This is a genomic window from Mycobacterium sp. SMC-14, assembly GCF_046250075.1.
Lineage (GTDB): Bacteria > Actinomycetota > Actinomycetes > Mycobacteriales > Mycobacteriaceae > Mycobacterium.
Genome location: NZ_CP176429.1, coordinates 361,820 through 374,893 on the forward strand (window position 1 = coordinate 361,820; position 13,074 = coordinate 374,893).

General features: G+C 67.3%; 14 protein-coding genes. 6 read left to right on the plus strand and 8 right to left on the minus strand.

Going from position 1 to position 13,074, the window contains the following annotated elements:
* Positions 1 to 30: 30 nt before the first annotated feature.
* The 3 genes from ACKY0W_RS01720 to ACKY0W_RS01730 form a co-directional block, all read right to left on the minus strand.
* The gene (locus tag ACKY0W_RS01720) at positions 31 to 2,877 is read right to left on the minus strand and encodes a heterodisulfide reductase-related iron-sulfur binding cluster (protein ID WP_409437918.1); all 2,847 of its coding nucleotides are present in this window, start codon (positions 2,875 to 2,877) and stop codon (positions 31 to 33) included.
* 234 nt (positions 2,878 to 3,111) lie between these two features.
* Positions 3,112 to 3,696, minus strand: coding sequence for a hypothetical protein (locus ACKY0W_RS01725; RefSeq protein ID WP_409436129.1), 585 nt, complete (start codon positions 3,694 to 3,696; stop codon positions 3,112 to 3,114).
* Between the two features lie 60 nt (positions 3,697 to 3,756).
* Positions 3,757 to 4,128 carry a DUF3054 domain-containing protein gene (locus tag ACKY0W_RS01730; protein ID WP_409436130.1) on the minus strand — a complete coding sequence of 124 codons (372 nt, stop codon included), beginning with the start codon at positions 4,126 to 4,128 and terminating at the stop codon, positions 3,757 to 3,759.
* Between the two features lie 20 nt (positions 4,129 to 4,148).
* On the opposite strand from ACKY0W_RS01730, the gene ACKY0W_RS01735 reads away from it, so the two are divergent.
* Positions 4,149 to 4,610: a hypothetical protein gene (locus ACKY0W_RS01735; protein WP_409436131.1), complete on the plus strand. Its 462-nt coding sequence runs from the start codon at positions 4,149 to 4,151 to the stop codon at positions 4,608 to 4,610.
* A gap of 235 nt (positions 4,611 to 4,845) precedes the next feature.
* Here ACKY0W_RS01735 and ACKY0W_RS01740 read toward each other — a convergent pair whose 3' ends face one another.
* The 4 genes from ACKY0W_RS01740 to ACKY0W_RS01755 form a co-directional block, all read right to left on the minus strand.
* Complete coding sequence (locus ACKY0W_RS01740) at positions 4,846 to 5,415, minus strand: hypothetical protein (protein ID WP_409436132.1); 570 nt, start codon at positions 5,413 to 5,415, stop codon at positions 4,846 to 4,848.
* 107 nt (positions 5,416 to 5,522) lie between these two features.
* Positions 5,523 to 5,705, minus strand: a complete 183-nt coding sequence (locus ACKY0W_RS01745) for a hypothetical protein (protein ID WP_409436133.1) — start codon at positions 5,703 to 5,705, stop codon at positions 5,523 to 5,525.
* A 15-nt stretch (positions 5,706 to 5,720) separates the two neighbouring features.
* A complete protein-coding gene (locus tag ACKY0W_RS01750; protein WP_409436134.1) occupies positions 5,721 to 7,205 on the minus strand; it encodes an amino acid permease in 1,485 nt (494 codons plus the stop codon).
* A gap of 96 nt (positions 7,206 to 7,301) precedes the next feature.
* Positions 7,302 to 7,745 (minus strand): DoxX family protein, encoded by a 444-nt coding sequence (locus ACKY0W_RS01755; RefSeq protein WP_409436135.1) that lies wholly within the window; start codon positions 7,743 to 7,745, stop codon positions 7,302 to 7,304.
* Between the two features lie 93 nt (positions 7,746 to 7,838).
* On the opposite strand from ACKY0W_RS01755, the gene ACKY0W_RS01760 reads away from it, so the two are divergent.
* Genes ACKY0W_RS01760 through ACKY0W_RS01775 form a run of 4 tightly spaced genes read left to right on the plus strand, consistent with a single transcriptional unit; the run spans position 7,839 to position 11,276 of the window.
* On the plus strand, positions 7,839 to 8,402 hold the full coding sequence (locus ACKY0W_RS01760; protein ID WP_409436136.1) for a TetR/AcrR family transcriptional regulator: 564 nt from the start codon (positions 7,839 to 7,841) through the stop codon (positions 8,400 to 8,402).
* 14 nt (positions 8,403 to 8,416) lie between these two features.
* Positions 8,417 to 8,845, plus strand: coding sequence for an MmcQ/YjbR family DNA-binding protein (locus ACKY0W_RS01765; RefSeq protein WP_409436137.1), 429 nt, complete (start codon positions 8,417 to 8,419; stop codon positions 8,843 to 8,845).
* Entirely contained in the window at positions 8,842 to 10,005 is a 1,164-nt protein-coding gene (locus tag ACKY0W_RS01770) for an FAD-dependent oxidoreductase (RefSeq protein WP_409436138.1), read from the plus strand. Before ACKY0W_RS01765 ends, ACKY0W_RS01770 begins: the two co-directional genes overlap by 4 nt.
* Complete coding sequence (locus tag ACKY0W_RS01775) at positions 10,002 to 11,276, plus strand: cytochrome P450 (protein ID WP_409436139.1); 1,275 nt, start codon at positions 10,002 to 10,004, stop codon at positions 11,274 to 11,276. Before ACKY0W_RS01770 ends, ACKY0W_RS01775 begins: the two co-directional genes overlap by 4 nt.
* 23 nt (positions 11,277 to 11,299) lie before the next feature.
* Here the strand turns inward: ACKY0W_RS01775 and ACKY0W_RS01780 are convergent, their stop codons facing one another.
* Entirely contained in the window at positions 11,300 to 11,788 is a 489-nt protein-coding gene (locus tag ACKY0W_RS01780; RefSeq protein WP_409436140.1) for a winged helix-turn-helix transcriptional regulator, read from the minus strand.
* A gap of 94 nt (positions 11,789 to 11,882) precedes the next feature.
* Between ACKY0W_RS01780 and ACKY0W_RS01785 the strand changes: the two genes are divergently transcribed.
* On the plus strand, positions 11,883 to 13,073 hold the full coding sequence (locus ACKY0W_RS01785) for a thiolase family protein (RefSeq protein ID WP_409437919.1): 1,191 nt from the start codon (positions 11,883 to 11,885) through the stop codon (positions 13,071 to 13,073).
* The last annotated feature ends 1 nt before the right edge of the window (position 13,074 follow it).

The window sequence follows — 13,074 nt, forward strand, 5'->3', positions numbered from 1 at the left end:
TGTGCACCCATACGGCCCCAACCTGTTATCTCAGCGTTTGCCAGGCGGGCGTGCTCCGCGCTGGATTCCCAGGCCCTTCACCGGCGGCTGTTCCTTGGGTGCCTCCGCCGGGGCGGCCTCCGGGGCCGGGGCGGGCTCGGAGGCGGCCGAGGCCGGCTCAGCGGCGGTCGATGCGGGTTCGGCGGCCGCGGCGGCCGGCTCCGCAGCTGCCGGGGTTGCCGCGGCGGGCTTCTTGGCGCCCGGCTTGCGGGCTCCGGCCGCCATGCCCAGGCCCTTGACCGGTGCCGCGGGTGCCGCCGGTGCTTCGGGTGCTGCCGGTGTCGCGGGTGCGGCAACGGCGGTCGCTTCCGGGACCGCGGCCGGAGCCGCCTTCTTGGCGCCGGGACGCTTGGCGCCGCCCGCCATCCCCAACCCCTTCACCGGGGCAGCGGGAGCCGCGGGTGCAGGGGCGCTGGCCTCGGGCGCGGGGGCCGCGGGGGCTGCGGCGGGGGCCGCCTTCTTGGCGCCGGGACGCTTGGCGGCGCCGGCCATCCCCAGGCCCTTGACCGGGGCCGCGGCCTTGGCCTCGGCAGCCGGCTTCTCCGCCGTCGCGGTGGCCACAGCAGCCGCAGCAGGTGCCGGCGCCTTCTCCTCGACCTTCTTCGGACCGGCCTTGGCGGCGGCCTCGGCGGCAGTGCCCTTGGCCGGCAACGTCACCGAGTCCATGTCGAGGGACTCCAGCAGCAGCTGGGCGATGTCACGCACGTCCACACCGGAGCGGCCGGAGGCCTCGATGCGGTCGTCGATGCCGTCGCTGACCATCACCCGGCAGAACGGGCATCCGGTGGCGATGGTGGTGGCACCGGTGGCCAGCGCCTCGTCCACGCGGTCGTGGTTCACCCGCTTGCCGATGTGCTCTTCCATCCACATCCGGGCACCGCCGGCGCCGCAGCAGAACGAGCGGTCGCGGTTACGCGGCATCTCGACCAGGTTGGCGCCTGAGGCCTCGACCAGCTCACGCGGCGGCTCGTAGACCTTGTTGTGGCGACCCAGGAAGCACGGGTCGTGGTAGGTGACCTCCCGCGACACCGGAGCGACCGGAATCAGTCGCTTGTCGCGGACCAGCCGGTTGAGCACCTGGGTGTGGTGCAGCACCGTGTATTCGCTGCCCAGCTGCGGGTATTCGCGCGAGATCGTGTTGAAGCAGTGCGGGCAGCTGGCGATGATCTTGCGGTCCGGCCTGTCCAGACCGTCGAACACCTCGTTGAGCATCTCGACGTTCTGCGAGGCCAACTGCTGGAACAGGAACTCGTTTCCGGCACGCCGGGCCGGGTCACCGGTACAGGTCTCGCCGGTGCCCAGCACCAGGAACTTCACGCCGGCAGCGGCCAGCAACTCCGCGGTCGCCTTGGTGGTCTTCTTGGCGCGGTCCTCGTAGGCGCCCGCGCAGCCCACCCAGAACAGGTACTCGAACCCGTCGAAGCTGTCGACGTCCTGGCCGTAGACCGGGATGTCGAAGTTGAGCTCGTCGATCCAGGAGGTGCGCTCCTTGGCGTTCTGCCCCCACGGGTTGCCCTTGTTCTCCAGGTTCTTGAACAGCACACCCAGCTCGGAGGGGAACTCCGACTCCACCAGCACCTGGTAGCGGCGCATGTCGACGATGTGGTCGATGTGCTCGATGTCCACCGGGCACTGCTCGACGCAGGCGCCACAGTTGGTGCACGACCACAGCACGTCGGGGTCGATCACGCCGCCTTCTTCGGCGGTGCCCACCAGCGGGCGGACGGCCTGCTCCGGGCCGGAGCCGCCGATACGCTCGAAGCCCTTCTCCGCCACGTGGTGGCCGGGCAGCGGCTGGGCGTCGGCCAGGTCGACCTCACCGGTCGGCATCGGCTTGTCGCCGAGCAGGTAGGGGGCCTTGGCCATCCAGTGGTCACGCAGGTCCATGATGACCAGCTTGGGGCTCAGCGGCTTGCCGGTGTTCCAGGCAGGACACTGCGACTGGCAGCGGCCACACTCGGTACAGGTGGCGAAGTCGAGCATGCCCTTCCAGGTGAAGTCGTCGATCTTGCCGCGACCGAACACCGCGTCTTCCGGCGGGTTGTCGAAGTCCAGCGGCTCGCCCTGGTACTCGATCGGCAGCAGCGGGCCCAGGGCGTTGGGCAGACGCTTGAAGGTGACGTTGATCGGGGCCAAGAAGATGTGCAGGTGCTTGGAGTTCAGCACGATCAGCAGGAAGCCCAGTGCCACCGCGACGTGCAGCAGCAACGCGGCGGTCTCGATGTTCTCGTTGACGGCGAGCCCCAGCGGCGCCATGACCTTGCCCATGAGGTGCGACAGGTAGGCGCCCTTGCCGTAGGGCAGGGTGCCGGTGTTGGCCGCGGCCCCGCGCAGCAGCAGGAAGGTCCAGACCACGTTGAGGATCATCACCAGGATCAGCCACGCACCGCCGTTGTGCGAGCCGTAGAACCGGGACGACCGGCCGTGCTCGGTCGGGTTGCGCAGGACCCGGATGACCATGAACACGAAGATCGACAGGGTGACCGCGGTGATGAAGAAGTCCTGCATGAAGCCCAGGAAGTCCCAGTGCCCGACGAGCGGGATGGCGAAGTGGGGGTTGAACATCTGCCCGTAGGCCTCGATGTAGACCGTGATCAGGACGAAGAACGCCCACATGGTGAAGAAGTGTGCGATCCCGGGGATATTCCACTTCAGCAGCTTGGCCTGGCCGGCGACTTCACGGATCTGGGTCTCGATCCGGGACTTGATGTCGTTCGTCCGTTCGGCACCGACCTTCTGACCGGACATGACCAGTCGGAAGAGCCAGAACACCCGGCGTGCGGCCAGCAGGCCGACGAGTCCCGTCATGGACAGGCCGACCACCAGCCTGATCAGCATCTGGGTATTTTCGGTCACGGAGAGCCTCTCCCATCCACAAGTTACCGGTCAGTAACTTAGCTATGGTTACTGACGGGTAACTTACCGCCAATCTTGCGCAGCACCAGTTCAAGCCCTGCTCGGTGCTCGCTCATAGTGCCACTCCGAGGCCGTTCAGCGCGACAAAGGCTGGCCTAACTGTATCGGCCGGCGACTGTTCGGACGGGCCTTCGCGCCCGGTCAGGTAGTCGGAATTCAGAGTCCGGGCAGCGGGATGACGATCGCCGGTGGCTGTCGCGTCGGCGTCGGCGTGGCGGGGGCAGCCGTGGTGCTCGGGGCGGTCGTAGTCGGGGCCTCGGTGGTGGTCGGCGGCACCGTGGTGGTGGTCGGCAGTTCGGTGGTCGTCGTGGTGGTCGGTGCCTCGGTGGTGGAACCGGGGGGCTCTGACTCCGTCGCCGGCGGCGGGTTTTCGGCGGTGGGGGCGTCGGAAGGGGCCTGCTCCGGGCTCGGGGCAGCGGGCGCTACGGCGGGCGCGGTAGTGGTGGACGTCACCGGGGTAGTCGCCGGCGCGGTGGGGCTCGGTTCCTTGTTCACCAGCCGGACCATGCCCCACACCAACAGGGCGATCAGGATTGCGGTCAGCACGCCCAGGCCGACCAGAGCGACCGGCCGTAGATACCAGGGGGTCGGTGGCGGCGGTTCGGTCCACTCGGGCTGGCGACCGGTGGGCTCGCGGTACTCGCTGTAGTAGGCAGGCTCGCCGTAGTTACCGTTGCCGCCGTAGTCGTAGCCGGCCATCTGGGTCGGCTCGTTATGCGGATCGTCCGGCGATCGGTTCACACGAACCGAGGGTAGGGGCCGCGCCTGACGAAATCCCGCGACGACACTGGCGGGAACCCGTCAGCTGTCCGAGCGGCGACGTGCGACAAGCTCGGCGACGGCACGCCAGCCGAGCAGGAACACGGCGGTCACCGTCGACGCGACCAGGATGAAACTCTTCGCCACGCCGGCCGAGGTCGCTTCGCGCAACAGCATGCCGACCAGCACCGTCGATACCCAGACCGTCACTCCGGCGGGCCAGAGCGCGGTGGGATTGCGCCAGGCGCGCGATAACAGCCAGCCCAGCGCTGTGCCGCTCAGAAACGGCCAGGCCGTGGTCGCCAAGCCGCTGAGAGTGAGGCCTTCGTCGTGGCTACGACGGCCGAGAGCGCAGAAGATCAACACGGCCACCACGTCAATGCCGAGCCAGGCCGGCTTCCGAGGTGGTTGCATGCGGCGAGAGTACCGGGCCGGTGGACTACCGGCGCGGCGGCAGTGTGATCACCGTCGGCAGCTCGGGAACCTTGGGGATCGGCGGGATGGTGATCACCGACGGCAGATGCGGCAGATGGCGGTGCGGCGGCTCGCTCGGTGGCGGCGCCTGCTGTGCCGGCGGCTGCTGCGGCGGGGCCTGTCGGGGCGGGGCGGCCGACGGCGCGGTGGTGCTGGGCGCACTGGATGAGGCAGTGGTCGTGCTGCTGGTCGTACTACTGGTCGAGCTGCTGGTGGTGCTGGACGAGCTGGTCGCCGGGGTGGTGCCGCCGCCGGGTCCGTGGCTGGTCAGCTGGATGATTCCCCAGACCACCAGCGCGATCATGACCGTGATGAGCCCGAACCAGGCGATCAGGACCGATCGGCGGCGAAACCAGGGGATGGACGATGGCGCAGCGAAATCGGCGCCCGTCGGATCGGTCGGTTCGTCGAAGGCGTTGTAGGAGGCGTATTGGGTCGGTGCGTTGCCGGGCTGGTAACGGGCATCGCCGGGGTTACGTCCCTGGTAGGCGGGGCCGAAGGGAGCGGGGGGCGGCCCGGGCGGCCGTGGGCCGCGCTGGGCGGCGGGCATGGACCGAGTCTGGTCCTCGCTGGGTTTGCCGGAACCGTCCGAAGATCCGAAGCGCGCCATTTCACCGATCGTATCGGAAAGTACTTGCAGGCGACGTGGCCGAAAAATCAGAAAGTATCGATGTTCTCGATGCTGACGACCATGCCGTGGCCGGTGCGGTCGTTGGTGAACCGCGTGCCGTTGATATCGGCGTTGATCGTCCAGCCTTGAGCCTGGTAGGTGAGGTAGTCGATGGTGACGACCGGGATGTCACCCAGGTTGCCCAACACCCATTTCACGGATCCGTCGGTACTGATACTGACCCCGTTGGCGTGCTGGCCGTCCTTGAGCGGGGTATTGGTGAACTGTGCCTCGCAGTCGACCTGCGCCGACGAGATCTGGCAGCGGGTCCGGCCGGATTTCGTCTCGATGAAGACGTAACCGTTGTCGTCGGGAGGCAGTGGGATGGCATCGGCCGGCCGGTTGGGGGTGGCCGACTTGGTCGGGCTCGGCGAGCTCGTCGGGCTCGGCGGTGCAGTGCTGGTGCGGGGCGGCCGAAACGACGGCTCCGGCGGTCCGCCGCCCGGAACCGCGGTCGGGTGGCCGTCGACGGTGCTACTGCAACCCACCACTAGTAGCGCAGCCGCCAACGTCAGCTTTCCGGCCGTTCGGCGCCTCGCCTGGTCTGGTACCCGCACTCATTCCCCCGCTGACATATGTTGCGGCCTAGCGTACGCATCCAGTGACATCAGTGGCTGTAGTGACGCGCGGTACTACCGGAGCGGCGTCGGTGAGCGGCCTGCGGTCAGGAAAAGTCGCGGAAGGCCAGCGCCGTGCCGGCGACCGCCGTCACCGCGGCGAGCGCATAACCCACCAGCGACCACCAGCCGGCGTGCAGGTAGGCGGTGACGGCGACGATCGCGATGGCGCAGAAGACCAGCACCATTCCATACAGCGGGGGTTTGGCTGCGTAACGGTTGCGGGCCATCTGGTTTCGGGCCTTCTACTCGTCGGGATCCGGCTGCACGGCCATGGCCGGGGTCTGCTCGGGGGGCGTCGTTTGGGCGAGCGCTGCGGCGGCTTGCACCCGCCCGCGCACCAGGAACCAACCGACGATCAGTGCAGGTGTGCCGATGAGCAGCACTCCCCACACGAACGGGCCGCTGCGGTGATCGAACAGCATGAGCACCAGCACACCCGCCAGGAACAGCAAGGTCGTGTACCCGCTGTAGGGGGCCAGCGGCATCCGGAACGACGGTCGTTTCAGTACCCCGGCATTGGCCAGCCGGAGCAACCGTAGTTGGCAGGCCACGATCGTCGCCCACGCCGCCATGACTCCGACCGCGGCGATGTTGAGCACGATCTCGAAGGCCTGCCCGGGACGCAGCGCGTTGAGCACGACGCCCAGCAGCCCGACGCCACTGGTCAGCAGAATGCCGCCGTAGGGCACCCCGTTCTTGGAGATCTTGGCGGTGAACGCCGGGCCGCTGCCGTTGACGGCCATCGAGCGCAGGATCCGACCGGTGGAGTACAGCCCGGCGTTGAGGCTGGAGAACGCGGCGGTCAGCACCACCAGATTCATCAAGCTGCCCGCGCCGGTGAAGCCGACCTTGGAGAAGAACGTGACGAAGGGGCTCTGGTGCTCCTTGAACGCGGTGTAGGGCAGCAGCAGTGCCAGCAGCACTACCGATCCCACGTAGAAGATCGCGATGCGGGCTACCACGGAGTTGATCGCCCGCGGCATGACCTTCTCGGGGTTGGGGGTTTCGCCGGCCGCGGTGCCGACCAGTTCGACCCCGGCGTAGGAGAACACCACGCCGGAGGTCACCAACACCAGCGGGAGCAGGCCAGTAGGCAGGAATCCGCCGTTCTGGGTCAAGAGGTGCAGGCCGGTTTCCTGACCGTCGACCTGGTAGCGGCCGCCCAGAAAGATGGTGCCGACCACCAGGAACGTCATCAGCGCGAGGACCTTGATCAGCGCTGCCCAGAATTCCAGCTCGCCGAAGAGCTTCACCGAGATCAGGTTCATCGACAGCACCGCCAACAGCGCGATCAGCGCCAGCGTCCACTGTGGGATCACCTCGAACAGGTGCCAGTAGTGGAAGTAGCTGGCGATCGCGGTGGTGTCGACGATGCCGGTCATCGACCAGTTCAGGAAGTACAGCCACCCCGCGACGTATGCGGTTTTCTCCCCGAAGAATTCGCGCGCGTAGGAGACGAACGATCCCGGCGACGGACGGTGCAGCACCAGCTCGCCGAGCGCGCGCAGGATAAGGAAGGCAAAGGCGCCACAGACCGCGTAGACCACGAACAGGCCCGGTCCGGCCGAGGCGAGCCGGCCGCCGGCACCGAGGAACAACCCGGTCCCGATGGCACCGCCCAGGGCGATCATCTGCAGCTGCCGGGGCGCCAGGTCCTTGTGGTAGCCCGCGTCTTCGCGGGTCAGCGCAGCCGCGGAAACCGGGTGCGGGGCGGGGGAAAGTGACATCGGTGCGAGGGTAACGCACCAGGGTTGCTGGTCAGGACCAAAGCCCATGGCGCTCGGGCCCTGCTAATTCGCTATAGCGAGCTGACCCCGGTGCGGTCAACCAGCGAAGGCGACCATCGCCGCGGCGGCCAGGTAGAGGATCTCCTCGGCGGTGCGCACCGGCAGCCTCGTCGTCATTGCTTTGGGCGGATTGGGCATCCGGGCGGCGTAGATGTTGGCCGGGAACATCGCCAGCATCAGCACCAGCAGGCAGGCGGCGGCGACGACGCGCGTGGCCGGAAGCAGCAGGCCCACCGCACCCAGCAGTTCGAGCACACCAGTGACGCTGACCAGCAAACCCGGTGCGGGCAGTGCCGGTGGCACGATCGCGATCAGCTGGCTGCGCAGCGGCGGAGCGAAATGCGCCACACCGGTGAGGAAGAACATCGCCGCCAGGCCGACGGCGATCGCGCGACCCCACGAGTCCACGTAGGCGATGCCCAACCAGCCGACGATCCGGGCGGCCAGGCTACCCGCCAGCAGCGTGATCAGGGGAGCCATGACAACCTCCGGATCTAGGCAATGACAAGTTATGACGCCGAGCGTAAATCCGGTATCTAGTCGGTGTCAAGATTGTCTTGTAGGGTGACCGCTATGGCCCGTTCGACCTACCACCACGGCGATCTGCGTGCGGCGATCCTGGCCGAGGCGGCGCGCCTGGTGGCCGAGCAGGGGGCCGACCGGGTGTCGCTGCGTGAACTGGCGCGCGTGGCCGGGGTGTCGCATGCAGCGCCCGCGCATCACTTCACCGATCGGAGGGGCCTGTTCACCGCGCTGGCGACCGAAGGATTTCAGCTGTTGAGCGTCGCGCTCACCGCAGCTCGGGGCCGGTTCGTCGACGCCGCGTTGGCCTACGTGCGGTTCGCGCTGGACCATCCAGGCCACTACGAAGTGATGTTCGACAAGTCGCTGCTGGATCCCGCCGACGCCGAGCTGGTCGCCGCGGAAATGGCTGCCGGAGCTGAACTCTCCCGGGGTGTGGCGACGTTGGAGGACGTGGCTGCGCGTGCGGATCCGGCCGGTGCTGAGTTGGCGGCCTGGTCGTTGGTTCATGGCTTTGCGACGCTCTGGCTCAATGACGCGGTAGCCGACGGCGTGAAGGCCGCTGATCCGATGGACACGGTCGAACGGATTGCGCGCCTGCTGTTCGACGGGTGACTACGGTTGCGGTTATGGCCGATCGACCCGCGCGAGTCGCAGACGTGCACGAGGCCGCCGCGTCGATGCCGCACGTCACCAGAATCGAAGGGCCGAAAGGCAATCCGATTTACCAGGTGGGCGGCAAGTCGTTCGTGTTCTTCCGTACCCCGCGGCCCGACGCCAAGGATCCCGTCACCGGTGAGGCCTACCCCGATGTCATAGTGATCTGGGTCGAGTCGGACGCCGACAAGCAGGCCCTCATTCAAGACCCCACCACACCGTTTTTCAGCACTGACCATTTCAACGGTCATCTGTCCGTTCTGGTTCGGGAGGCAGACCTGCACGCGATCAGCAAGAGTGAACTGGCCGAAGTGGTTCAGGACGCCTGGCTGTCTCGAGCTTCGAACAGGCGGCGGACAGCCTGGCTGGCTACCCACGACACCGACGGTCCAGCCCGATGAGCAGGCGGATCGGCGTGGTGGGGGCCGGCATCGCCGGGCTGGCGACCGCGATCGGGCTGCAGCGCCGCGGTCACCATGTCACCGTCGTCGAACAACGGACCGACACCTCATCGGGCGCCGGGATCAGCATCTGGCCCAACGCGCTGGCCGCGCTGGACCACCTCGGTCTGGGCGATGAGGTCCGCGCGGCCGGTGGCCGGATCACCGCCGGCGCGGCGCGCTGGTACGACGGATCGTGGCTGCGCCGCCCGGCGGCCGAACGGATGGTGCGGGCACTGGGTGAACCGCTCGTGGTGGTGCAGCGCTCGGTACTTCGCGACATCCTTGCCGAAGCGTTGGGGGCGGGCAGCCTGCACTACGGGGTCGCCGCCACCGACGTGGCGATGGCGGGAGACTCTGTCGCGCTGCAACTCTCGGGTGGCACGGTAGAGAACTTCGATGCCGTCGTCGGCGCGGACGGCACCCATTCGGTACTGGCCCGCCACCTCAACGGCCCGCTGCGCCGACGCTACGTCGGTTACACCGCATGGCGAGGAATCGCTGCCTACGCCTTGGACCCCGACCTGGCCGGGGAAACCATGGGGCCCGGAGTCGAAACCGGCCATGTGCCGATGGGTCCGGACCTGACCTACTGGTTCGCCACCGAACGGGTCCCGGAGGGACAGCGAGCGGGCGAAGGAGAACTGGCCTACCTCCGAGCCAAATTCGCCCACTGGTGTGAGCCCATCCCGAGCATCCTTGCCGCGACCTCGCCCGCCGACGTCTTGCGCGACGACCTCTACGACCGTGCGCCCGCTCGTCACTGGGCGCGCGGACCCATCGTGCTGGTCGGCGACGCGGCCCATCCCATGCGTCCGCACCTCGGCCAGGGCGGCTGTCAGGGCTTGGAAGACGCCGCCATCCTGGCCGAGTTCGTCGACCGGGCACCCGATCTGCCCACCGCGTTCGCGCGGTTCGTCGCGTTCCGGCGGCCACGGGTGGCGCCGCTGGTCCGGGAGTCGGCCTGGTTCGGGAAGGTGGTCAACATGCGGCCCGACTTCCTCAGCGCCGCCGCCAGTCGCGCCACCGGTCTGATTCCGGAAGCACTGCTGATGAGGCACCTGGCAACGGTGGCCGCAGGGTCGGCGTTCGTGCTGCCGGCGATAGGTGCGCAGCGATGAGACCAAAACTGTGGCTTCGGTGGGTGCTGTTGCAGGGGTTTCCGCGCGCGTTCCTTGCGGTGCAAGCGCGGCGCGGCGACCCGATGGCACGATTGCTTATCGGCCCGGTGCGCGGCGGCGACCCGGAACCGCTGACCGAACAGATCCGTGCCCGTGGTCGATTGACGCGCACGCCGTTCGTCTCGGTGACCGCCGACCATGAGCTATGCCGCGCAATCCTGCGTGACGACAGGTTCGGGGCGAGTAACCCGGCCAATATCAATCTGCCCAGAACGACCCGCTGGCTGATCAGCCGAACGGATCCCCAGCTGCCGAATCCGGCTGAGCCGCCCTCGATGCTGGTGGTCGACCCGCCCGACCACACCCGTTACCGGCGTGCGGTGGTGCGCGCGTTCACACCTCGTGCGATCGACAGACTGCGGACCCGGATCATCGAGATCACTCATGAACTGCTGGATCGGGTGGAATCGACGCCCAATCCAGATCTGATCGCCGATTTCGCCGGGCCCTTACCGGCTTTGATCATCGCCGAGATTCTCGGAATCCCCGAGGAGCAGCGACCGCAGATGCTCGACCGGGGTGACCGTGGTGCACCGTTGCTCGATATCGGGGTGTCCTGGAAAACCTTTCGGGTTGCCATGGAATCCCTGCGGGAAAACGATCACGAGTTCAGCGACCACATCGAACGGTTGCGCAACAACCCCGGCGACGACATCTACAGCCAGATCATTCGCGACGGGGACCTTGATCGACGCGAACTGGGCGTGACGGCACTGCTGCTCGCCGGCGCGGGTTTTGAGACCACCATCAACCTGATCGGCAACGCGATCGTGCTGTTGCTGCGCCACCGCGAACAGCTGGCGATGCTGCGCGAGGACCCCGAGCTGTGGCCGGGCGCGGTCGAGGAAGTGCTGCGCTTCGACAGCCCGGTGCAGATGACGTCACGCAACGCCCTGTGTGACCTCGAGCTGGCGGGGTACCACGTCGCCCCTGGCGAAACGGTGGCGCTGCTGCTGGGCGGCGCCAACCACGACCCCGACGTGTTCGAGGAGCCCGGCCGCTTCGACGTCACCAGGGCCAACGCCAAAGAGCATCTGTCGTTCAGCAGCGGTATTCACGCCTGCCTCGGGGCCAACCTGGCTCGCATGGAGGCCACCATCGCGTTGCGGGCGCTGTTCGAACGTTTCCCCGACCTGCAGCTCGACGGACCCCCGACGCCACGTGGACTGGCAACTTTGCACGGTTTCCGGCACATCCCGGCGTCCACCTGATCGGGCGTGTCGTCGCGCGGGTGTCATTCAGGACGTGGCACCTTCGACCTGACCAGCCGTGCACCCAGTTCGCCGGGCTCGACGCGGTGACCTTCGGTGCAGCGGATCTCGACCAGCGCGTCCGCGCCGCAGTCCAGATGCGTCAGGCGTAGCTGACCGCGGTTGGGCAGGTGGCGTTGTCCCCACTGGAACATGGCCCAGACCACCGGCATGAAATCGGTGCCGGCCTCGGTCAGGACGTATTCGTCGCGGCTGCGCTGGCCGGGCTCACGGTAGGGCCGGCGGGCCAGCAATCCGAGGTCGACGAGTTCGGTGAGCCGTGTCGCGGTCGCGGCTTTGGTGATGCCAACCCGGTGCGCGAAGTCGTCGAAGCGGGTGGTGCCGTAGTAGGCCTCGCGCATGATCAGCATCGCGGACTTGGTGCCGACCACCGCCATGGTCTTTTCGACGGGACACTCGCCGATCGCCGACCAGCCATCGCGATCCGCCAGCGGGCCCTGCAGGAAAGTCATCTCGATTCACCTCCCGATCTGGGTTGACCCTACTATACCCAGGGTGTATAGCTGAGTATAGGAAACAATACCTAGCTAGGCGGGAGGATTCATGATGGTCGAATATCAAGGTCGCGACGCCGTCATCGTCGGAGCCGTTCGCACGCCGATCGGCAAAGGCAAACCGGGCGGTGCTCTGCAGGGCATCCTGCCGGTGGACCTGTTGGCGCACAGCCTGCGAGAGCTGGCGCAGCGAACGGGAATCGATCCGATTCAGGTGGACGATGTGATCGCAGGGGCCGTCACTCAAGTCGGTGATCAGGCCTTCAACATCGGACGCAATGCCCTGTTGGGTGCGGGCTTCCCCGAATCGGTTCCCGGCACCACAATCGGCCGGCAATGCGGGAGCAGCCAACAGGCGATCAGCTTCGCTGCCCAGGGCGTGGTGGCCGGCGCCTACGACGTCGTCATTGCCGCAGGGGTGGAGTCGATGAGCCGCGTACCGATGGGCGTGTCATTGTTGCCGGGCAGCAGCCCATTTGGTGAGGGGATGGCGGAGCGCTATCCGGAAGGCCTGGTGCCGCAGGGCATCAGCGCCGAGCTGATCGCGGCCCGGTGGGGTTTCTCCCGGACCGAACTCGACGAATTCTCCGCCAACAGTCACGAGAAGGCGGCGCGTGCCACCAAGGACGGGCTGTTCGGCGATGAGCTCGCCCCTATCGCAGGCCTGACCACCGACGAGATCATCAGGCCCGGAACCAGCGTCGCAACCTTGGCGGCCTTGAACCCGGCGTTCTACGACGAAGCGATGAAGGTGCGCTTCCCGCAAATCAATTGGGAGATCACCCCCGGCAATTCATCACCGCTGTCGGACGGCAGTGCAGCGGTGATGATTACCAGCTCCGAGTTCGCCAAGACGATGGGCCTACGTCCACTGGCGCGGATCCACACCACCACCGTCGTCGGGTCCGATCCGCTGTACATGCTCACCGGGGTGATCCCGGCCACCCAGAAGGTGCTGCAGCGGGCCGGTCTGAGGCTGTCCGACATCGACCTGTTCGAGGTCAACGAGGCGTTCGCTCCGGTGGTGTTGGCCTGGGCGAAAGAAACTGGCGCAGATCTGGCCAAGACGAACGTCAATGGCGGCGCGATCGCTATCGGGCATCCGTTGGGCGCCAGTGGTGCACGCCTGATGACGACCCTCGTCAATGCGTTGCAGCACAGCGGAAAACGCTACGGCCTGCAGACGATGTGCGAGGGCGGCGGAATGGCTAACGCCACCATCATCGAGCAGCTAGAGGGCTGAC

Excerpts from the sequence above, each read along its gene's own strand:
- ACKY0W_RS01720 (WP_409437918.1), bottom strand. The coding sequence starts at position 2,877 with ATGCTGATCAGGCTGGTGGTCGGCCTGTCCATGACGGGACTCGTCGGC.
- ACKY0W_RS01730 (WP_409436130.1), bottom strand. The coding sequence starts at position 4,128 with ATGCAACCACCTCGGAAGCCGGCCTGGCTCGGCATTGACGTGGTGGCC.
- ACKY0W_RS01745 (WP_409436133.1), bottom strand. The coding sequence starts at position 5,705 with ATGGCCCGCAACCGTTACGCAGCCAAACCCCCGCTGTATGGAATGGTG.
- ACKY0W_RS01750 (WP_409436134.1), bottom strand. The coding sequence starts at position 7,205 with ATGTCACTTTCCCCCGCCCCGCACCCGGTTTCCGCGGCTGCGCTGACC.
- ACKY0W_RS01755 (WP_409436135.1), bottom strand. The coding sequence starts at position 7,745 with ATGGCTCCCCTGATCACGCTGCTGGCGGGTAGCCTGGCCGCCCGGATC.
- ACKY0W_RS01760 (WP_409436136.1), top strand. The coding sequence starts at position 7,839 with ATGGCCCGTTCGACCTACCACCACGGCGATCTGCGTGCGGCGATCCTG.
- ACKY0W_RS01765 (WP_409436137.1), top strand. The coding sequence starts at position 8,417 with ATGGCCGATCGACCCGCGCGAGTCGCAGACGTGCACGAGGCCGCCGCG.
- ACKY0W_RS01770 (WP_409436138.1), top strand. The coding sequence starts at position 8,842 with ATGAGCAGGCGGATCGGCGTGGTGGGGGCCGGCATCGCCGGGCTGGCG.
- ACKY0W_RS01775 (WP_409436139.1), top strand. The coding sequence starts at position 10,002 with ATGAGACCAAAACTGTGGCTTCGGTGGGTGCTGTTGCAGGGGTTTCCG.
- ACKY0W_RS01780 (WP_409436140.1), bottom strand. The coding sequence starts at position 11,788 with ATGACTTTCCTGCAGGGCCCGCTGGCGGATCGCGATGGCTGGTCGGCG.
- ACKY0W_RS01785 (WP_409437919.1), top strand. The coding sequence starts at position 11,883 with ATGGTCGAATATCAAGGTCGCGACGCCGTCATCGTCGGAGCCGTTCGC.